At 69.6% G+C, this 19967-nt stretch carries 20 protein-coding genes; 8 read left to right on the plus strand and 12 right to left on the minus strand.

Features of this window, described 5'->3' with window-relative positions; all coding sequences use genetic code 11:
* Positions 1 to 20: 20 nt before the first annotated feature.
* Entirely contained in the window at positions 21 to 1184 is a 1164-nt protein-coding gene (locus FM069_RS04950) for a YbfB/YjiJ family MFS transporter (RefSeq protein ID WP_143487180.1), read from the plus strand.
* Positions 1185 to 1239: 55 nt separating this feature from the next.
* Here the strand turns inward: FM069_RS04950 and aceK are convergent, their stop codons facing one another.
* A complete protein-coding gene (aceK, locus tag FM069_RS04955) occupies positions 1240 to 2970 on the minus strand; it encodes a bifunctional isocitrate dehydrogenase kinase/phosphatase (protein ID WP_143487181.1) in 1731 nt (576 codons plus the stop codon).
* A gap of 425 nt (positions 2971 to 3395) precedes the next feature.
* Here aceK and FM069_RS04960 point away from each other — a divergent pair, with 425 nt between their 5' ends.
* The 5 genes from FM069_RS04960 to FM069_RS04980 all read left to right on the plus strand — a co-directional run bounded on the left by FM069_RS04960 (position 3396) and on the right by FM069_RS04980 (position 6627).
* On the plus strand, positions 3396 to 3719 hold the full coding sequence (locus FM069_RS04960; protein WP_143487182.1) for a DUF883 family protein: 324 nt from the start codon (positions 3396 to 3398) through the stop codon (positions 3717 to 3719).
* Between the two features lie 2 nt (positions 3720 to 3721).
* On the plus strand, positions 3722 to 4114 hold the full coding sequence (locus tag FM069_RS04965; RefSeq protein WP_178106666.1) for a phage holin family protein: 393 nt from the start codon (positions 3722 to 3724) through the stop codon (positions 4112 to 4114).
* Positions 4111 to 4458 (plus strand): hypothetical protein, encoded by a 348-nt coding sequence (locus FM069_RS04970; protein WP_143487183.1) that lies wholly within the window; start codon positions 4111 to 4113, stop codon positions 4456 to 4458. Before FM069_RS04965 ends, FM069_RS04970 begins: the two co-directional genes overlap by 4 nt.
* A gap of 196 nt (positions 4459 to 4654) precedes the next feature.
* Positions 4655 to 5818, plus strand: coding sequence for an EAL domain-containing protein (locus FM069_RS04975; protein ID WP_143487184.1), 1164 nt, complete (start codon positions 4655 to 4657; stop codon positions 5816 to 5818).
* 53 nt (positions 5819 to 5871) lie between these two features.
* On the plus strand, positions 5872 to 6627 hold the full coding sequence (locus FM069_RS04980; RefSeq protein ID WP_143487185.1) for a CPBP family intramembrane glutamic endopeptidase: 756 nt from the start codon (positions 5872 to 5874) through the stop codon (positions 6625 to 6627).
* Here FM069_RS04980 and FM069_RS04985 read toward each other — a convergent pair.
* Genes FM069_RS04985 through FM069_RS04995 form a run of 3 tightly spaced genes read right to left on the minus strand, consistent with a single transcriptional unit; the run spans position 6578 to position 8938 of the window.
* Complete coding sequence (locus tag FM069_RS04985; protein ID WP_143487186.1) at positions 6578 to 7393, minus strand: substrate-binding periplasmic protein; 816 nt, start codon at positions 7391 to 7393, stop codon at positions 6578 to 6580. The two genes, FM069_RS04980 and FM069_RS04985, sit on opposite strands and share 50 nt — an antisense overlap.
* 55 nt (positions 7394 to 7448) lie before the next feature.
* Complete coding sequence (locus tag FM069_RS04990; RefSeq protein WP_143487187.1) at positions 7449 to 8258, minus strand: PhnD/SsuA/transferrin family substrate-binding protein; 810 nt, start codon at positions 8256 to 8258, stop codon at positions 7449 to 7451.
* A gap of 35 nt (positions 8259 to 8293) precedes the next feature.
* Complete coding sequence (locus tag FM069_RS04995; RefSeq protein WP_218570285.1) at positions 8294 to 8938, minus strand: TetR/AcrR family transcriptional regulator; 645 nt, start codon at positions 8936 to 8938, stop codon at positions 8294 to 8296.
* Positions 8939 to 9218: 280 nt separating this feature from the next.
* Between FM069_RS04995 and FM069_RS05000 the strand changes: the two genes are divergently transcribed.
* Complete coding sequence (locus FM069_RS05000; protein ID WP_143487188.1) at positions 9219 to 11141, plus strand: acyclic terpene utilization AtuA family protein; 1923 nt, start codon at positions 9219 to 9221, stop codon at positions 11139 to 11141.
* Positions 11142 to 11344: 203 nt separating this feature from the next.
* On the opposite strand, the gene FM069_RS21555 is transcribed toward FM069_RS05000, so the two are convergent.
* From FM069_RS21555 to FM069_RS05030, 8 genes are all read right to left on the minus strand, one after another.
* On the minus strand, positions 11345 to 11995 hold the full coding sequence (locus FM069_RS21555) for a hypothetical protein (RefSeq protein WP_178106667.1): 651 nt from the start codon (positions 11993 to 11995) through the stop codon (positions 11345 to 11347).
* A 152-nt stretch (positions 11996 to 12147) separates the two neighbouring features.
* Complete coding sequence (locus FM069_RS05010; protein WP_143487189.1) at positions 12148 to 13002, minus strand: efflux RND transporter periplasmic adaptor subunit; 855 nt, start codon at positions 13000 to 13002, stop codon at positions 12148 to 12150.
* Between the two features lie 13 nt (positions 13003 to 13015).
* Positions 13016 to 13222, minus strand: coding sequence for a DUF1656 domain-containing protein (locus tag FM069_RS05015; protein ID WP_143487190.1), 207 nt, complete (start codon positions 13220 to 13222; stop codon positions 13016 to 13018).
* Positions 13209 to 15242, minus strand: coding sequence for an FUSC family protein (locus tag FM069_RS05020; RefSeq protein WP_143487191.1), 2034 nt, complete (start codon positions 15240 to 15242; stop codon positions 13209 to 13211). The genes FM069_RS05015 and FM069_RS05020 overlap by 14 nt, the downstream gene beginning before the upstream one ends.
* 306 nt (positions 15243 to 15548) lie before the next feature.
* Entirely contained in the window at positions 15549 to 15659 is a 111-nt protein-coding gene (ccoM, locus tag FM069_RS22130) for a cytochrome c oxidase subunit CcoM (protein WP_325063565.1), read from the minus strand.
* Between the two features lie 156 nt (positions 15660 to 15815).
* The gene (locus FM069_RS21560) at positions 15816 to 15971 is read right to left on the minus strand and encodes a hypothetical protein (RefSeq protein ID WP_178106668.1); all 156 of its coding nucleotides are present in this window, start codon (positions 15969 to 15971) and stop codon (positions 15816 to 15818) included.
* The gene (locus FM069_RS05025; protein ID WP_143487192.1) at positions 15968 to 16579 is read right to left on the minus strand and encodes an alpha-ketoglutarate-dependent dioxygenase AlkB family protein; all 612 of its coding nucleotides are present in this window, start codon (positions 16577 to 16579) and stop codon (positions 15968 to 15970) included. Before FM069_RS05025 ends, FM069_RS21560 begins: the two co-directional genes overlap by 4 nt.
* Before the next feature lie 38 nt (positions 16580 to 16617).
* Complete coding sequence (locus FM069_RS05030) at positions 16618 to 16914, minus strand: aspartate-semialdehyde dehydrogenase (RefSeq protein ID WP_143487193.1); 297 nt, start codon at positions 16912 to 16914, stop codon at positions 16618 to 16620.
* A 174-nt stretch (positions 16915 to 17088) separates the two neighbouring features.
* On the opposite strand from FM069_RS05030, the gene rapA reads away from it, so the two are divergent.
* Complete coding sequence (gene rapA, locus FM069_RS05035) at positions 17089 to 19935, plus strand: RNA polymerase-associated protein RapA (protein ID WP_143487194.1); 2847 nt, start codon at positions 17089 to 17091, stop codon at positions 19933 to 19935.
* Positions 19936 to 19967 lie beyond the last annotated feature (32 nt).

Below are 19967 nucleotides of genomic sequence, written 5' to 3' on the forward strand. Positions count from 1 at the left end.
CCCCCTTCCCCGGAGCCGCCATGTCCCCCCTCGTCACCGTGCTGGCCAGCCTGCTGGCGCTGATCGTCGCCATGGGCGTCGGCCGTTTCAGCCTCACCCCGCAATTGCCGCTGCTGCTCAGCGAAGGCCAGTTCGACCTGACCGCCGCCGGCCTGGTGGCCGCCGCCAACTACCTGGGCTACCTGGTGGGGGCATTCGACGCCCTGCGCGCCGGCCAGGCCCGCTGGCGCCTGGTGGGCGGCCTGTGGGGCTGCGTGGCGCTGACCGTCCTCTCCGCCTGGGCCCACGGCCCCTGGGAACACGGCGCCCTGCGCTTCGCCGCCGGCGTGACGAGCGCCTGGACCTTCGTGCTGGTCAGCGCCGCCAGCCAGCGGGTCGCCCTGCAGGCGGGGATGCAGCGCCTGGGCGGGCTGGTGTTCGCCGGGCCGAGCCTGGGGATGCTGCTCACCGGCCTGATCGCCCTCGCCAGCAACCTGTACGGCCAGGGGTCGTCGGTGCTCTGGCTGTTGTACGGCGGCCTCGGCCTGGCCCTGGCGCTGCTGGCGGCGCCCGCCCTGCCGGCGCCGGTGACCCACCCGCTGCCGGCGACCCGGCGCGGCCCGGCGGTCCGCGGCCTCTACCCGCTGCTGGCGTCCTACACCCTGGTGGGCCTGGGCTACGTGATCCCCGCCACCTTCCTCTCGCAACTGGCCAGTTCGCGCTTCCATGGCTCCTGGCTGGCCGACCTGTTCTGGCCCGGCTACGGGCTGATGACCACCCTTGGCGTGGTGCTGGCCTGCCTCTGGCACCCGACGCCGGACGGCACCCGCCGCTGGCTGGTGCGGACCCTCTGGCTGCAGGCCCTGGGCGCCCTCGCCTGCCTGCTGCCGGGCGCCACCGGGCTGGTGCTGGGGGTGCTGCTGTGCGGCACGCCTTACCTGGCCAGCATGGTGCTGACCATCCGCCACGCCCACGGGCTGGACCCGATGGGCCATGGGCGCAACATCGGCCTGCTCACCGTGGGTTTCGCCGCCGGGCAGCTGGGCGGTCCGCTGCTGGCGGCTCTGAGCAGCTATTTGGTGGGTGGCCTCAGCCTGGCCCTGGCAGGGGCCGGCGTCGCCTTCGTGGCGGCCGGCCTGCTGATTCCCGCCCCTGCGTCGCGGCCGGCGGCGGCCGCCCCGGACACGGTGGGCGAAGGCGCCTGACGGCTGCCCGGCGCCCCGCCATAGTCGCGCCAGGTGCCGGGCCTGGGCGGCGGGCCTAGAGGACTTCCGGGCGATCCTTGCGCCGGTAGGGGAACACGTCGATCACCTTGCCCTCGCGGATCGCCGTCTGCAGGCTCTGCCAGTAGGCGGCGTCGTACAGTTCGCCGTGCAGCTCGCGGAACAGCGTGCGCTGGCCGACGTCGGCGAACAGGAAGCGCGGGAATTCCTCGGGGAACACATCGTTGGGCGCCACCGAATACCAGGGCTCGGAGGCCATCTCGTCCTCCGGGTAGCGGGGCGCCGGGATGTAGCGGAAGTTCACCTCGGTGAGGAAGCTGATCTCGTCGTAGTCGTAGAACACCACGCGGCCATGGCGGGTGACGCCGAAGTTCTTCAGCAGCATGTCGCCGGGGAAGATGTTCGCCGCCGCCAGCTGCTTGATGGCCAGGCCATAGTCCTCCAGGGCATCGTGGACCTGGGCGTCGGTGGAGGCGTTCTCCAGGTACAGGTTGAGGGGCGTCATGCGTCGCTCGGTCCAGCAGTGGCGGATCAGCACCTTGTCGCCCTCCACCGCCACCGTCGACGGCGCCACTTCCAGCAGCTCGGCCAGGCAGTCGGGGTCGAACTTGTTCAGCGGGAAGCGGAAGTCGGAGAACTCCTGGGTATCCGCCATGCGTCCGACCCGATCGACCCGTTTCACCAGCCGGTACTTCTCGATGACCGTGGCATGGTCGACGTTCTTCGATGGCGAGAAGCGGTCCTTGATGATCTTGAAGACGGTGTTGAAGCCCGGCAGGGTGAACACGCTCATCACCATGCCGCGTACCCCCGGCGCCATGATGAAGCGGTCGTCGGTGTTGGCCAGGTGATTGATCAGCGACCGGTAGAACTCCGACTTGCCGTGCTTGTAGAAACCGATGGAGGTGTACAGCTCGGCGACGTGCTTGCCGGGCAGGATGCGCTTGAGGAAGGCGACGAATTCCGCCGGAATCGCCACGTCCACCATGAAGTAGGAGCGGGTGAAGGAGAAGATGATGGAGACGTCCGCCTCGTCGGTGATCAGCCCGTCCACCTGCACGCCGAGCCCCTCGTGGTGCAGCAGCGGGATCGCCAGAGGCCACTGCTCGTCCAAGGTGTAGATGCGCCCCACCAGGTAGGCGCCCTTGTTGCGGTAGAGGGTCGAGGAAAACAGCTCGATGGTCAGCGCCGGGTCCTTGCATACCCAGTCCGGCAGGTTGTCCCGCAATTGGGCTTCCAGGCGCGCCAGGTCCCGCGGCAGGTCGTCGTAGGGGCAGCCGAAACGGTAGTCCTCGAAGATCGCCGCCAGGGCCGTCAGCAGGTCGCCGTCGGGCCGATAGTTTCGGGTCTGGGGCATCCGCTCGTGGGCGCGCAGGGACGGCCGGGTGGTGTGGATGAACATGCAGCCGTCGCTGATCAGGTCGTGGCTGAACAGGGCGCAGAAGATCGAGTTGAACCAGGTCTCCGCCAGTTCGTCGTCGAAGCGCACGTCGATCAGGTTGATGTAGGCGCTCTTCACCAGCGGCCACAGGTGCACGTCCAGCAGCACCGGCTCGGGGAAGCTGTCCCGCAGCAAGTGGCCCACCTCCGCTACCTTCTCCTCGTAGAGCGCGATCCGCGCGGCGGCGGCGCGCTGGATCTCCTGCCACTGCGCCTGCTCGAAGCGGCTGCGGGCGCCATCGGTGATCTGGCGGAAGTGTTCGCGGTAGTCGTCGAACCCATCGAGGATCCGCCGGGCGATGTTCGCCGCCGGCCATTGTTGCGCCATGGAAGGGGTACTCGCGTCAATCGGAGGGAATCGCGAGCTTAGCCACTCGTCGCCCGCAGGGAAAGGCAGGGGGCGTGGCTGCCGTCCTTTGCCGGGAACTGGCTGCCTCTAGCGGAGGGTCGGGCGTCCAGTTCCCTGCCTCCAGCAGGGACGAAGAGCGGTAACCGCTCGGGCTGATGCCACGCGTTCCGGCGGGGCCGGGGCCGGTGACCGGACGCCGGCCTTTCCCACCCGCCGGCCTTCATCGCCTGAACCACTGCCATGCACCGCCTCCCGGCCAGACGCCTGCCCCGCAGGCCAACCCCTGCCGACGCACCGTCCTGACGGCAGGAAGCACGCGCCGGGGCCGCCGCTCGAATCGGAGTGAACCATCCCGACGAGCGGGCACTCATAGCCTCAGACCCCCCACCCCTAGGAGAACCACCATGGCTAACACGCCCTCCGTTGAAAACCAGAAGAAACAGGATGAACTGGTCGTCGAGTTCCAGACCCTGGTGCGTGATACCGAGAAGCTGCTGGAAAGCACCGCCGACCTGGCCGGCGAGCACGCCGACGAGCTGCGCCAGCAGGTCACCCAGAACCTGGACCGCGCCCGCGAAGCCCTGCGCACCGTCGAGGAGACCGTCCGCGAGCGTAGCAAGCAGGCCATCCAGACCACCGAAGAATACGTGCAGACCAATCCCTGGCAGGCCATCGGCGTGGCAGCGGGCGTCGGCTTCGTACTCGGTCTCCTGACCGCGCGGCGCTGACCATGACGCCGGGAATGGAAACCGGCCACCGGCCGGTCAGCCACGGCCCCTCGCCGCGCCGGTTGGGCGCGGCGGCCCTGGGCCTGCTGCATAGCCATCTCGAACTGCTCGGCATCGAACTGCAGGAACAGAAACAGCGCTCGCTCCATCTCCTGTTGTTCGCAGGCCTCGCCCTGCTCTTCGCCCTGCTGCTGCTGCTGGGCGTTTCCACGCTGATCATGATCATCGTCTGGGATACCTACCGGCTGCAGGGCATCGTCGGGTTGTGCATCGTCTATTGCCTGGCGGCCGTTCTCTGCGGGCTTCGTCTGCGAGCCCAGCTGCGCGATGAATCCACCCCGTTCAGCGCCACCCTGGAGGAGCTGAAACGCGATCGGGAGCAACTATTGCCATGAGCTCAGAACCTCACTTCGCGTCTCGTCGGGACCTGCGCAAGGCGGTGATCCGCCTGCGCCTGGAACTGCACCGGCAGCAGTTGCAGCACGAAAGCCTGCTGATCACCCAACCGTTGCGGCGGGTGCGCGGCGCCAGCTACAGCGTCAAGGAGTCCCTGCGGGCCGGCAACGCCCCGGTTTGGGGCATGGCCGGTGCCTCGTTGCTGAGCTTCGTGCTGAATCGTCGTCGCGGGGTCTTCGGCCTGGTCCGGCTGGGCACCAGCCTACTGCCGCTGATCCGCATGGTGCGGCGCAAGCCGGTGCCGGCGTCCCGCTACCCGGTAGGCACCCCTCCTCCGCTCTGAAATGCGTCCAGCGGCATCCCGACGTGGTCGTTGGCTGTCTATTTGCTAGGGTCTGTATGAAGCACCGGCGCGAGCCGGGCGAGCGAACATCGCTGAAGTAGCCTGACCTGGGCGGGTCGACCGGTTCTACCGGCCCCGCTCGCGCTGACTGTTTTCGTACAGACCGAGCCCGAGACCGGGCCTGCAAGGAGTAGCCGTGATCGTCGGGCAGCCGCTGGCGTGCTTCCAACCCTTCATCGACACCGCCACCGGCCTGATCGCCGGCGTCGAAGCCCTCGGGCGACTGGTCCAGGCGGATGGTGCGTTGCACTCCGTCGGGCCGTTGTTCTTCGATCCCAAGGTTTCCCCGAGCGCCCTGCGCCGCCTCGACCGGCAGCTGCGGGACGATGCCTTGATGCGCCTGCACGAGGCGCCGACCGACTGGTTCCTCAGCCTGAACATCTCGCCGCGCTGGATCGGCCGCCTGCGGCCCGGCCAGGTCCCACCCAGCCTCGGGCAAGTGGCCCGGGCCGGTATCCAGCCGCCGCGTATCGTCTTCGAGATCACCGAGCTGGGCGGCGCCAGCCGACGGCTACCGGACGTGGTGGCGCGCTACCGCGAGGCCGGGGCGCGCATCGCCATCGATGATTTCGGCGCCGGCTATTCCCAGCTCGACCGGGTCCTCGCCCTGCAGCCGGACATCCTCAAGCTGGACATGCGCCTGTTCAAGGACGCCGCCCGTGGCGGCCCCAGCGGCGAAGTGGTGAAGGCCCTGGCACAGATGGCGGAAAAGACCGGCTGCTGGATCATCGCCGAGGGCGTGGAGACCGAACCGGAGCTGCACTTCGCCCTGGAATGCGGTGCGCGCTACGTCCAGGGCTACCTGTTCGCCGGGGCGGAGCAGGGCTTCTTCGCCGCCGACGCCTTCGTCGCGCGCTTCGCCGCGCTGCGTGACAGCTACGTGCGACGCAAGCTGGCCGAGCGCCTCAAGCACATGGCCCTGCGCCAGCAGCTGGCGGACCTGATGATCACCCTGCGCGCCTGGGCCGAGACCGGCGCGCCGGCCGAGCAGCTGCCGGCGCCGGTGGGCTATCCGTGGTTGCTGCGCCTGTACCAGTGCGATCGACACGGCACCCAGCTGACGCCCAACCTGGAATGGCGCCACGGCGCCTGGCAGGCGGATGACCGCTACTTGGGCCACAACTGGTCGTGGCGGCCCTACTTCTATCAGTTGCTCGCCGAGGGCTGGGAGGAGCGTCGCCTGACCCTGTCCAGCACCTACCGCGACGCCACCACCAACCAGTACTGCCTGACCGCGGGTCAGTTCATCGACAACGGCACCCGGCTGCTGCTGGTGGACATCGACGCCGCCGGCCTGTAGCCCGCCCCGGCACCCCGCTACACTGCGCCGCTCGTGCCCAGCGGACCCGCGCCATGCCCTTCCACCTGCAACTGCTGCTGCCCCTGCTCACCCTCGCCTGCGCCTACGGCCTGGGCGACCTGGAGCCCCTCGGGCTGGCCAGTGGAGCGCTGTATGCCGGCTGGGTGCTGGCAGGCGCCCGGCTGCCCGCGCGGCTCTGGTACCCGGTCAGCGTGATCGCCAGCGTGGCCTTGGCGGCGCACCAGGTGCCGGGGTTCCTGCCGCTGACGCTGAGCGATCCGCTGCAGGTGAGCCCGGATGCCCCGGCGTTCGTCCTGCGGCTGTCCTGGGACAAGCTGCTGGTGGGCACCACGCTGCTGGCCTGGTGGCTGGGCGCACGCTGGCCGGCATCCTCACAGCCGATCCTGGCCGCGCTCGTCGCGGCGGCGACCCTGCTGGCGGTTCCGCTGGCGGCCATGGGGCTCGGCCTGGTGGGTTGGCAGCCGAAATGGCCGGAGGCATTCGGCCTGTGGCTGGCGTTGAACCTGGGGGTCGCGGTCCTGGCCGAGGAATTGCTATTCCGCGGGTTGCTGCAAGGCGGCCTGTCCCGCTGGCTAGGGCCCTCGCCCGCGCTTCTGCTGACCGCCCTGTTGTTCGGCTGCGCGCACCTGCCGTTCGGCCTGCGCTTCGCCGCGGTGGCCACCCTGGCCGGTCTCGGCTACGGCCTGGTGTATCGCCTGGGCGGGCGCCTGGTCTGGGCGATGGCCCTGCACCTGGCGGTCAATGCCGCACATTTCCTGCTACTGACCTATCCCGCACGACTGGTTTGACCTCGATCTGGTAGCGGCTGAAGATTCGCTCCAGTTCACCGTTGTCCCGCAACTGGTCCAGCAGCGCGGCGAAGGCCTTCTCGTCGATGGGCGCCTGGGGCCGCAGCAGGGCGAAGTGCCGGTATTTCTGGTCGACCCGCCTGGAGGGCAGGAAATGCTCGCGTTGCTCGGGATGGGCTTCCAGGTAGGCGCCGAAGTAGGAGCGGGTCACCAGCGCCACATCGACCCGGTCGCGCATCACCATCATCAGGTTGCTGTCGTGGGAATAGGTGCTGATGGCATTGAATTCCTGGGCCAGGTACGCCGGGTCGGAATTGAAGTTGGCGAAGCCGTAGTGATAGCCGCTGTACAGAGCGAGGCGCTTGCTCTTGAGCTCCTCGAAATACGCTTCGTCGCGGTCGTCCCTGGCCCGGGCCACGTAGATCTCCGCATCCTCCAGGCCCATGTCGATGCGCGCGCCGTCGATGCCGTCCCAGCCCCAGCCGGGGTTCTCGAACAGCGCCAGGTCGATCCGGCCCTGCTGGAAATCGCGGAAGCGCCGGGAGATGGCGGTGGGCACCATCACGAAGCGGTAGTCCTGCTGCGCGCCGTTCAGCGCCTCGATCAGTTGCGGCAGCAGCCCGCTGGCGTCCTCCTGCTCCGGCTTGACCACGTAGGGCGGGAAATGCGCCGCGCCGATGTGCACCTCCTGTCCGGCGACGGCGGGCAGGGACAGGAAGAGGCCGAGGAACAGGGTTCCGAGAAGTCCTTGCAAAGGTCTGGACATGGCACGATCCGAATGCCTGGATTCGTTGCAGACCCGCCCAGGGGAGCGAGGGTTCCTAGTTGGACGAGCGTACCGGGGTCTTCGAATCATTGGTCACCGTGATGTGGTAGGCCCGCAGCAGGGGCCCCAGGCGGTCCTCGGCCCGCAGCCGCTGCAGCAGCGCCGCCAGCGCGTCCGGGTCGAGGGGTGCGCTGGGGCGCAACAGCGCCTGGTGGCGGTAGATCTGGTCCAGGCGCTGCGACACCAGGAAGGTGTCGGCCAGCCCGGGGTTGCGGTCCAGGTAGAGCTGCAGGTATGACCGGGTCACCAGAGCCACGTCGGCGCGCCCGTGGAGCACCATCAGCAGGTTGCTGTCGTGGGAGTAGGTGATGGTCGCCTGGTAGCTGCGGGTCAGGCTGAGGACATCCGCGTCGAACCCGGCGAAGCCGTAATGGTAGCCGTTGTAGAGCGCCAGGCGCTTGTCGGTGAGCTGGTCGAAGTAGTGCTGGTCGCGGCCTTCCTGGGCCAGGGCCACGTAGAGTTCGGCATCCTCGCTGCCCATGTCCAGGCTGCGGGTCTCGATGCCCTCCCAGCCCCAGCCCGAGGACTCGAAGAAGATCATGTCGAAGCGACCGCGGCGGAAGTCCCGGTAGCGCCGGCCGTTGGACGTGGGCACCAGCACGAAGTGGAAGTCGTCCTGCTCGGCGTTGAGCAGGGCCAGCAGGTCGGGCAGCACCCCCTGGGGATCGCGGCGCTCGGGCTTGCTGACGTAGGGCGGGAAATCGTAGGCGCCGACCCGGACTTCCTGGGGCGCGGCCGACAGCGGGCCGCCCAGCACCAGACACAGGAGCGGCAGTAGCAGGGACACGCGCCGGGCGGCGAACATAGGAGCCTCATCCTTGTTGGCGAACAAGGAAAAGCCTAGCGCAGACGCGCCGGGTCGTCCTTGAGCACCAGCGAAAGGGCTTCCTCGGCGAGGTCGTCGAGGGTCATCGGCCCGTCGGCGCGGAACCAGGTGGTGGTCCAGCTCAGGGCACCGGTGAGGAAACGCCGCAGGACGAAGGGGTCGCCCTGCACGTAGCCGGCGGCCTTGGCCTCTTCCAGCACGTCCAGCCAGAGCCGCTCGTAGGTCTCCCGCAGGGCCAGGATGCGCGCCTGGCCGTCCTCGGACAGGGCGCGCCACTCGTAGACCAGCACCCCCATGGCCTCGCCGGTGCCGCCCGTGATGGATTGCAGCTCGCAGCGGATCAGCGCCAGCACCCGCCCGCGCAGGTCCGGCGCGTCCTCCAGGGCAGCGCGCATCCGAGCGGTGTTGTACAGCACGGTCTCCTCCATCACCGAACGGAGGATGTCGTCCTTGCTGCGGAAGTGGTGGAAGAGGCTGCCGGACTGGATGCCCACGGCCGCGGCCAGGTCGCGCACGGTAGTGCGCGCATAGCCCTTGCTGCGGAACAGGTGGGCCGCGGTCTGCAGCAGCCGGCCGCGGGCGCTGGCGGGGTCGGTGAGCTGCCCCTCCGCCAGCAGCTGGTGCATCACGTCCTGGGCCTTGCGCTCGTCCGGGTTCATCGCGCACAGCCTGCCTGGTCTGCCTGGGAAGAGCCGGAATCTAAGCCGCCCGGGCCGGCCGAGCAAGCGCTTGGTGAAACCGGAACGCCCGTGCCGGGTCCCTGCCGGCAAGGGTTCGGCCCCCGCAGGGGCCGTCGAGCGCCCGGGAGCACGGTGCGAAATCCACTCGCCGTTCCACGTGTGGACGCAGCGCGCCGACTGCCCTCCCCCTGCCCCCTCGCGACCGGACACTTTTCACCCCGTGCCAGGGTCCACCCTTCGACCCCCAACGGATGCTCCCATGACCCGTACCGTACGCATCGGCGGCCTCTCGGCCCTCGGCCCGCTTCCCCTCACCGAGGCCCGCGCCCTGGCAGCGGCAGGCCTGGATTTCCTGGTCATCGATTGCCTGGACGCGGCAGGCCTGGCGCGAATGGCCGACGCCCGCCGGCAGCAGCCCGGCCATGGCTACGCCAGCGATTTCGTCGAGAATGTCCAGGCGCTGCTGGGGGATGGGGCCGGGCCACGTCCCCGGGTGATCAGCAACGCCGGTGGATTGAACCCTCTGGCCTGCGCCGAGGCGCTACGGGCGACCTGCCGCCGGCTCGGCCTGGACCTGAAGATCGCGGCCCTGCTGGGGAACGACCTGCCGACATCACCGCCGTGCCCGGAAACCGCTCCCGCGCGGGAAGCCCGCAGGCCGGGCGATACGGGCGAAACCTGGCCCACGGGCGATGCTGCCCAGGTGGGCGATTCTGACTGCGCAACGGCTTGGGCCCTGCTCGGCGCGCCTGGTATCGCCGAGGCCCTGGACCGGGGCGCCGACTGGGTGATCACCGGGCCGCTGGCGGACGGCGCTCTCGCCAGCGGGGCGCTGCTGCATGCCTTCGGCTGGGCCTGGGACGACTACCCGAGACTGGCCCAGGCCGCCCTGGCCGGCCACCTGCTGGAAGGCGGCGCCGGCTGCACCGGTGGCCGCTGCACCGACTGGGAGGACCTGCCGGACCCCGCCCGCCCAGGCCTGCCCGTGGTGGAAATGGAAGAAAACGGTGACTTCGTGGTGACCGCCGTCGCCGGCAGCGGCGGCCGGGTCACGCCGCTCACCGTCGGCGAGCAGTTGCTGGAAGGCCTCGGCGATCCGCGCGCCCATCGCCTGCCCGATGTGATCTGCGACTTCACCCAAGTGACCCTGGAGCACGTCCCACCCACGCCCGCCGTGTCCAAGCCCACCGCGAAAGGCGGGGCCACATCGAGCGGGGTTCTCCCAGGCCGGGTCGCCGTGCGTGGCGCTCGCGGCCTGCCACCGGACGATCGCTACCTGACCCGTGCCCACGTCCGCGACGGCTTCCGCTGCACCGCCACCTTCCTGCTGGCCGGGCTAGACGCGTCGAAAAAAGCCCGGCGCAGCGGCCGCGCGCTCCTCGAGCGCGGCGCCGACCGGCTGGCGTCCCGGGGCTGGGCGCCGTTCCTGGACAGCAGCCTGGACGTGCTGGGCAGCGAGGCCCGCTACGGCTTTCGCGCCCAGCACCCGGAAGCCCGCGAGGTGGTGATGACGCTGACCGTCCGTCACGCCTGTCGCGACGCGCTGCGGTTGTTCAGCCAGGAGGTGGCCACGGCCGCCCGGTACTTGGCGCCGGGTATCGCCTGCCTGGAGGCAGAGCCGCCACCGGTGCATCCGTCGAACCGGACGGTCGCCAACGAGGTGCCGAAGGAGCGCTGCCCGGTCGAAGTGGACCTGGCGGGCCAGCGCCATCCGGTGGCGCTGCCGGCCCCGGCGCCCCTGGACCTGGACGCGCTGCGCGAGGCGCCCGATCCCCCGGCACCCCGGGGCGAGGCGGATGTCAGCGTACCCTTGGTGGCGCTGGCGGTGGCACGCTCCAGCGGCGAAGGCTGCCATGCCAACATCGGCGTGTTGGCGCGACGGCCCGACTACCTGCCGTGGATCGCCGAGGCCCTGGGCAACCAGGCGGTGGTGGACTGGATGAGCCATGTCCTCAATCCCCAGCTGGGCCAGGTCGGCCGCTGGTACCTGCCCTGCAGTCATAGCCTGAATTTCCTGCTGGAGAACGTGCTGGGCGGCGATGCCCAGGCCCGGACCTTTGCCCAGCAGGTGCTGGCATTCCCCATCCCGATCCCCCGCCACCTGGCGGCGGACCTGCCCGGCCAGCATGGTGACCCGCGGATCGAAGAGCCGGGTGGCCGGGTGATGACCGATCACGGATGAGGGATGCAGATCGAACCCACTGGAAGGCTGCGTGCCTATCGGAAGCGCAAGCTATACAGGTGGCCAAAGGCTGCAGGATCACAAGGCACCGCGGGCAGACGCGATGACGGGCTCCGCGAGCATGACGGCACCACGCCTTTCTCGGCGAGTCATCTTCCTAAAAACATTCCCCCGCGGCCCCACACCGGGGCCCCACCTGCCCGCTACTGCTTGAACTCGAAACGCAGCTCGGCGCCTTCGACGGCGTCCTCGCGTTCCTTGGTGATCAGCCGGCCATTGAGCTGGAACGGGCTGCTGGGCCGTCGCTCGACGAACATCGGTGGCAGCAGGGCCTCCTCGTGGGCGCCCTTGGCCGGCTTGCGGGCGGATTTGTGGGCGGTATCCAACTGCTTGACCGCGTCGCTGGGCAGGTGCAGGTCCAGCTTCACGTCCGGCAGCGTCTCGGTAGCCGCCTTGCTGGGCGCCGGGTTGGCCTTGCGCACCGCATCGGCCACCTTGCGCGCCGGCTTCGGCTTGGGCGCGTCGTCGGCGTCGTCATCCTCGTCGGCATCGGCCGGCGGCGTGACTTCGGTGACCTGGGCAGGACGTTGCGGCACCGGTGCGGCGGCCGGCTTCGCCGGCGTCTCTGGACGCGTGGTCTCTGCAGGTTTCGCGGCGACGGGCGGGCGTGGCGGCGACGGGGCGGGCGTCTCGCGGGTGGCGGGGGCCGGCGCGGAGCTGGCCGGTTTCGCTTCGGTCACCTTGGGCGCGGTAGGCGCGCCGGGGGGTGGCGACGGGGGCGCGGGTGTCTCGCGCTCGCAGGCGCCCAGCAACAGCGCGGCCAGCACGATCCCCAGGGAACGACTCTTGGACATGAGGTTTCGACCCATTGGCGGATCCGACTTCCAGGCGTCGACCGGGCGCTCCCTGCCCGGACGATGGCATTCACACACTAGACCGGGGGACGGCCGGGTCGTTCGACCTTTCCGTCCGGCCAGGGGGTGGCGAGACGAATGGCCGCGGCCCGTCACTCCACCACGGTGACGCTGGCGGTCATCCCGGCGCTGAGGTTGAGGTCGTCCGGCACCTGGTTCAGGCGGATGCGCACCGGGATACGCTGGGCCAGCCGTACCCAGTTGAAGGTGGGCTCGACGTTGGCCAGCAACTGAGTGTCCGGGCTGGCGTTGCGGTCGGTGATGCCGCGGCTGATGCTCTCCACGCTGCCATCCAGGGCCTCGTCGGCGGACATCAGCCAGACCTTCACCGGTGCACCGACGCGGATTCGCGGCAGCTTGGTTTCCTCGAAATAGGCCAGCACGTAGAACGAGGCATCGTCCACCAGGGCCATCACCGATTGCCCGGCGCTGACGTAGTTGCCTTGGGCCAGGCGCAGGTTGGTGACCTGCCCGGAACGCGGCGCGCGCACCTCGCTGCGGGCCAGGTTCAGCTCGGCCACCTTGAGGTCGGCCTGAGCCTCGCGGTATTCGCTGCGGGCAATGTCGGCGTTGACCTGGGCGTTCTCCTTCAGCTCGGCGCTGATGGCCTGGGGCCCCAGGCTGGCGCGCCGGGAGGCCTCGTGCTCGCGCAGGCGCAGCTGCTGCTGGCGGGTCTCGGCCACCGCGCGCGCCTTGTCCACCGCCGCCTGGTAGCGCTCGTGGTCGACGCTCATCAGCAGGTCGCCCGCCTTCACCAACTGGTTGTCCCGCACCTTCAGGTCCACCACCCAGCCGGACACGTCCGGCGCGATGATCACCACATCGGCGCGCACCCGGGCATCGCGGGTCCACGGCGACAGCATGTAGTGCTGCCACAGCCAGTAACCGGCCAGCACCGCCAGCACCACCACCAGGGCGGTCAGGGCGACTCGGATCATCGAACGCATCGCAAAGCTCTCCTTACCAAGTACCGAACGCCGCGGTGACCGCGGCGAGCACGCATACATACAGGGCCGAATCGAACAGCGCCTCGTGCCAGATCCAGCGCGTCAGGCCGACCCGCTGCAGGAGCAGGCGCAGCAGCCCCGTCACCAGCAGCGCCAGCAGCGCGTACACCAGCAGCGGGCTGACGAACACGCCTCCCAGCGCCCACTCACGCAAGCCCATGCCTGCCCTCCTCCGTCGCCGCCGGGATGGCCATGGCCCCCGGACCGAAACCACCCTGCTGCTGGCACCATTGCCGCCAGCTGTTGCGCAGGTGCGAAAGCGCCACCCGGGCCAGTCGTCGCTCGATGCCGGGGGGCGCTGCCTCCAGCAGGCCGAGCAGGTCCTCCACCGGCGCATCCAGGGCGTCCTGCCGGTCCATCGAGGGGCCGACGAGGAACACCTTGCGCACCGTCTGCAGGAAGCGCGACTCGGCATCGCCCAAAGGCAGGTTTGCCACCGCCAGGCAGGCCCGCAGGTGCAGCAGCTCGTCGCCCAGGTCGAGGCCGGCGATGCCGTCGTCCCAGCGGCTGCGGGTCTGACTGGGCAGCGCCGGGTAGTGGCGCGCCAGTTGCACCAGGCGGTCGGCCATGCGCCCGCCGAACCAGTTCTCCGCATCCGCCAGGGGCCGCGAGGTGAGCCGCGCCAGGTCCCGCAAGGTGGCCTGCAGCAGGCGGCGGCCATGCCAGCCGGGGTGGCGCAGACCGATCAGGCGGAACACCAGTACCGCGAAGCCGACCCCCAGGGGGATCGCCAGGGCCTGGTTGAGGAACGAGGCGACGTCGTAGTGCATCAGGTTCTGCGGCGCGCTGAGCACGATCAGGTGCAGGCAGAAGGAGGTGGAGGTGGCGCCGATGGCCGGCTTGGCCATGCCCAGGGTGCCGAAGAACAGCGGCACGCCCAGGCACAGGCAGAGCATGGGGAAGCCGGTCACCTCCGGTAGCAGCACCTGGCCGACCACGAAGGCCACCGGGATGGCATAGAGGATGCCGCGCATGAAGCCCAGGCCGATCTGCTCGGCGTTCTCGCGGTTGGCGAACAGGCTGCAGATCACCGCCGCCAGGAGCATCGCCCCGCTCGCCGCGGTCCAGGCGGTGGCCAGCCAGAAGGCGCCGAGGGCGAGGAACGCCACGGCGCTGCGCATCCCGTAGGCCAGGGCGGTCTGGATGTCGCGGTGCCAGGACAGCGCCGCCGGCGCCTGCATCGGCGCCTCGCCCCGCTCTACCGCCAGCAGCGCATTGTTCGCTGCCAGGGCCTGGCGCAGCACCAGGGCCAGGCGCTCCAGGCAATACTGCTGGGACGCCGAATACCCTGGCGCCTGGGCCGCGGCGCGCAAGCGGTCGAAGGCGTCCTGCAGCGGTATGCGCTCGCCGCTCTCCAGCAGCGCCCGCACGTCCTCCAGCCAGGGGCTGAGGCTGTCCGCCTCGGTGGGGCTCAGTTGCCGCCATTGCCGCGCCACCCCGCGCACCAGCCGCAACAGGCCCAGGAGGTCGCGGCTCAGGACCCGCAGCGCCACCGCGCGCTGGCGGCCGCGGTTGCCCTCGAACCAGGCGTGCTCGCGCTGGGCGTCCACCGCGACGATACGCCCCAGGGTTTCCAGCAGGCCCTTGCGGCCGTAGGCCTCGCCGCTCAGGGCGGCGCGGGCGGTCTGGATACCGGCGGACCAGGCGGCGCGGGCCTGCTGCGCCAGCTGGCGCTCCACCCGCTGCGGCCACAGCACTGCGCTGAAAAAGGTGGCGCAGACGATGCCCAGGGAAATCTCGGTGCAGCGTGCCACCGCCTGGTCGAAGACCGTCAGGGGCAGGGCGATGGCCGGCAAACCGATGATCGCCACCGTGTAGCCGGCCAGCACGAAGGCGTAGGACCAGGCGCTGCGCAACAGGGTCGAGGCGGCGGTGCAGAGCCCGAGCCAGAGTGCCTGGCTCAGCAGGAAGGCCCAGGGCGCCTGGGCGAACAGGGCCATGATCACCACCGACATCACCGTGCCCACCAGGGTGCCCAGCAGCCGCGCCAGCCCCTTCTGCACCACCATGCCGGACAGCGGCTGGGCGACGATGAACGCGGTCATCATGGACCACTGGGGCTGTTCCAGGCCGAAGCGCATGGCGCACCAGAGGGCCACGAAGCCCCCGAGCAGGGTCTTGAAGGTGAATTGCAACGCCTGGGTGGTGGGCGTCAGGAACGCCCGCAACGAATCGCGCACCGCTGCAACCTGTCGAGGATCACGAATGGAAAACCGGCCACGACGGTCGAGGGCCCGTGTCACGGGTCGACGGTCGTTCGGTGAAAAGGGACGGCGAATGCCGCGGGGGAGATTATTAGCCGGCTAACTATATGCCGTCCAGCCCCTCTCGCGTCGCGCCGCCCTTCCCCATGGACAGCCGGGGCCGGCATCGGTGCGGTACGGGGCAGGATCAAGGCCGGTCGAAACGGCGATCGAGAAAAAACGCGGACGAAAAAAAGGGCGACCGAAGTCGCCCGAGGTGCCTTGCGTGCTCTGCGAGAAGGCTCAGCTGTGCTTGTGCGAGTCCTTCCAAATGAAAATGCCGATACCTGCGCAGAAGGCAACCATCAAGCCGACGGTGACGACACCGGCGATCACCACTTCATCGATAAACATGGGGAGCCTCCTGCTGGGGCGTTGCGTTTCGTTGGGCCTAAGGTAGCCAGGGGCGCAGGGGCGAAAATTGATCTGGATCAATGGCGGCGGACGCCGCCGGGGCGGGGGAACGACAAACTGACCTGGATCAAGAAATCGGCTCGTCGGACTGGCGGATCAGCGTTTCTTGGGCTTGCGGTTCTTCTTTTTCGCCTTGCCCAGGGGCAGCGCCTGCTCGAAGGCCTGGCGCATGTCGTCGAGCCGCTTGTCGTTGAGGTCGTGGATGCGCTTGCCGCGCTCGGCATTGAAGTCGATGAGGTTGTCGTCGCTCATGGGCGCTCTCCGGGGTACGTCAGCAGGCGGAACGTCAGGTTCAGGCGAGGCGCGCAGTGGGCGCGGGTCTTCGCTACCTGGTGCTGCCAATGATGCTGGGTCGGCCCCGACATGACCAGCAGCGAACCATGGGACAGCGGCAGGGAGTGGCCGATGCGGGTGGTGCCGCGGCGACGCAGGTCGAAACGCCGGGTGCCGCCCAGGTTGAGGGAGGCGATCACCGGGTTGCGGCCGAGTACCGCCTCGTCGTCGCTGTGCCAACCCATGGAGTCGTTGCCGTCGCGGTAATGGTTGAGCAGCACGCCGTTGAAGGCCTGGCCCGCGACCGCCTCCACCCGGGCGCGAATTTCCGCCAGCAGCGGCGTCCAGGACAGCGGCTCGTGGGTCAGGCCGGAGTAGCGGTAGCGCGCGTCGGGGTCGCCGTACCAGGCGGTGCGGCGCGGCACCGGAAAGTCGCGGCCATGCAGGTGCACGGTCGGCTGCTCCCAGGGCGTCTCGGCCAGCAGGCGTGCCAGCCAGTCGTCCGCCTCCTGGGGCGACAGCCAGGGGGACAGGAGGCGCAGCTCGGCGTCGTCGAGGGGCGGGAGGGGATCGTCGAAAAGGTCCACGGGTGTTCCAGGGCAGGGAAACGGCGAGCGTGCCGGCGTCAGACCTGCACGTCCACCCACAGCCCCTGCCGCGGCGGGTCGTCGGCATTTGGCTCGCCGGCCGCCTGGCCATGGGCTTCCTCGGCCATCTCCTCCGGGGTGTGGCCCTGGCGCTGGCGACGCCGCTGCTCGTCCCGCAGCCGCTCGGCGATTTCCTCGGGGTCGCGCTGGTCCAGGGAGACCTCGCTGCCCTCGACGCTCTCCTGCACCGGGGCGATGGGCGGGATCTCCGGGTGCAGGCGAGCCATGTCCTGGGTGGGGGGCGGCACCAGGCCGATGGGTATGGTCGGTAACATGACGGTTTCCTCCTTCTTCACAGGGCTGTCGGCCTCGACGACGTAAACTTGACAGCGCCCCGACGAACGTGGCCCGAACACGGTAGCGATGCCTGGGACGGACGTGCGTCGGCGTCGCCTCGGGCTCGGCGTTCCGTTACCATAGCGCGCTTTTTCACAACGACGGAGAGGGGCATGGCGCAGCAGTATCAACCGGGTCAACGCTGGATCAGCGACAGCGAAGCGGAGCTGGGGCTCGGCACCATTCTGGCATCGGATGGCCGCCTTCTCACCGTGCTGTACCCGGCCACTGGCGATACCCGCCAGTACGCACTGCGCAACGCCCCCCTGACCCGCGTGCGCTTCGCCCCGGGCGACGAGATCAGCCACTTCGACGGCTGGAAGCTCACCGTCCGCGAAGTGGACGACGTGGACGGCCTGCTGGTCTACCACGGCCTCGACCAGGACAACGCGCCCAAGACCCTGCCGGAAACCCAGCTCTCCAACTTCATCCAGTTCCGCCTGGCCAGCGACCGCCTGTTCGCCGGGCAGATCGACCCGCTGAACTGGTTTGCCCTGCGCTACCACACCCTGGAACACCGCAGCCGCCTGCTCCAGGCGCCGCTCTGGGGCCTGGGCGGCGCGCGGGTGCAGCCGATCCCGCACCAGTTGCACATCGCCCGGGAGGTCGCCGACCGCATCGCCCCGCGGGTGCTGCTGGCGGACGAAGTGGGCCTGGGCAAGACCATCGAGGCCGGCCTGGTGATCCATCGCCAGCTGCTCTGCGGGCGCGCCAGCCGGGTGCTGATCCTGGTCCCGGAGAACCTCCAGCATCAGTGGCTGGTGGAAATGCGCCGGCGCTTCAACCTGCAGGTGGCGCTGTTCGATGCCGAGCGCTTCGCCGCCAGCGACGCCAGCAACCCCTTCGAGGACTGCCAGCTGGCGCTGGTGGCCCTGGAATGGCTGGTGCGTTCGGAGAAGGCCCAGGACGCGCTGTTCGCCGCCGGCTGGGACCTGATGGTGGTGGACGAGGCCCATCACCTGGTATGGCGCCCGCAGCAAGCCAGCCCGGAATACGCCCTGGTGGAACAGCTCGCCGAGGTGGTGCCGGGCGTGCTGCTGCTCACCGCGACCCCCGAGCAGCTAGGCCTGGACAGCCACTTCGCACGCCTGCGCCTGCTGGACCCCGATCGCTTTCACGACCTGGAAGCCTTCCGCGCCGAGAGCGAGCACTACCGCCCGGTCGCCGAGGCGGTGCAGGAACTGTTGGACGAAGGGCGTTTGTCGGAACGGGCGCGGGAGACCATCCGCGGCTTCCTCGGCAGCGAAGGCGAAGCCCTGGTGCAAGCCCTGGACCAGGGCGACGGCGACGCCGCCGGTCGCCTGACCCGCGAACTGCTGGACCGCCACGGCACCGGCCGCGTGCTGTTCCGCAATACCCGCGCCGCGGTGCACGGTTTCCCGCAGCGGGACCTCCATGCCCACCCGCTGCCGAGCCCCGACGCCTACATGGAGATGCCCCTGGGCGAACAGGCCGAGCTGTACCCCGAGGTACGCTTCCAGGCTGTCCAGGAAGACGAGGAAGCCGACCGCTGGTGGCGCTTCGACCCCCGCGTCGACTGGCTGATGGACACCCTCAAGACCCTCAAACGGGTCAAGGTGCTGGTGATCTGCGCCCATGCCGGCACCGCCATGGACCTGGAGGACGCCCTGCGGGTGCGCGCCGGCATCCCGGCCACGGTGTTCCACGAGCGCATGAGCATCCTCGAGCGGGACCGCGCCGCCGCCTACTTCGCCGACGAGGAATTCGGTGCCCAGGTGCTGATCTGCTCGGAGATCGGCAGCGAAGGTCGCAACTTCCAGTTCGCCCACCACCTGGTGCTGTTCGACCTGCCGGCCCACCCGGACCTGCTGGAACAGCGGATCGGCCGCCTCGACCGGATCGGCCAGAAGCACACCATCCAGCTGCACGTGCCGTACCTGGAGAACAGCGCCCAGGCGCGCCTGTTCCAGTGGTACCAGCACGCGCTCAACGCCTTCCTCGCCACCTGCCCCACCGGCAACACCCTGCAGCAGCAGTTCGGCGAACGCCTGGCGGCGCTCCTGGAAGGCGGCGACGACGACGCCTGGCAGGCCCTGCTGGACGAAGCCCGGGCCGCACGCGAGCGGCTGGAAGGCGACCTGCACGATGGCCGCGACCGGTTGCTGGAGCTCAACTCCTCCGGCGCCGGCGAGGGTGAACAGCTGGTGGAGGCGATCGCCGAGCAGGACGACCAGTACGCCCTGCCCATCTACATGGAGGAGCTGTTCGACGCCTTCGGCATCGACAGCGAGGACCATTCGGAAAACGCCCTGGTGCTGAAGCCGGGCGAGAAGATGCTGGACGCCGGCTTCCCCCTGGGGGACGACGAAGGCGTGACGGTCACCTACGACCGCGCCCAGGCTCTGGTCCGCGAGGACATGCAGTTCCTCACCTGGGAACACCCCATGGTCCAGGGCGGCATGGACCTGGTGCTGTCCGGCTCCATGGGCAACACCGCGGTGGCGCTGATCAAGAACAAGGCGCTCAAACCCGGCACGGTCCTGCTGGAACTGCTCTACGTCAGCGAAGTGGTGGCGCCCCGCTCCCTGCAGCTCGGCCGCTACCTGCCGCCGGCCGCCCTGCGCTGCCTGCTGGACGCCAATGGCAACGACCTGGCGGCGAAGGTCAACTTCGAGACCCTCAACGACCAGCTGGAAAGCGTGCCGCGGGCCAGCGCCAACAAGTTCGTCCAGGCCCAGCGCGACGTCCTGAGCAAGCAGTTCGGCGCCGCCGAGGCGAAGATCGCGCCGCGCCACGAGGCTCGCGTAGAGGAGGCTCGTCGCCGCTTGGGCGCCGAGCTGGACGAGGAACTGGCGCGCCTGACCGCGTTGCAGGCAGTCAACCCCAGCGTGCGCGACAGCGAACTGGATGCCCTGCGCCAGCAGCGCGAGGAGGGCCTGGCCTTCCTCGCCAAGGCCGCCCTGCGTCTGGAAGCGATCCGTATCCTGGTGGCCGGCTGACCCCCTGCCCCGCTCTCGGGCGGGGCATTCCC

The organism is Pseudomonas mangiferae (assembly GCF_007109405.1).
Classification (GTDB): Bacteria; Pseudomonadota; Gammaproteobacteria; order Pseudomonadales; family Pseudomonadaceae; genus Pseudomonas_T; species Pseudomonas_T mangiferae.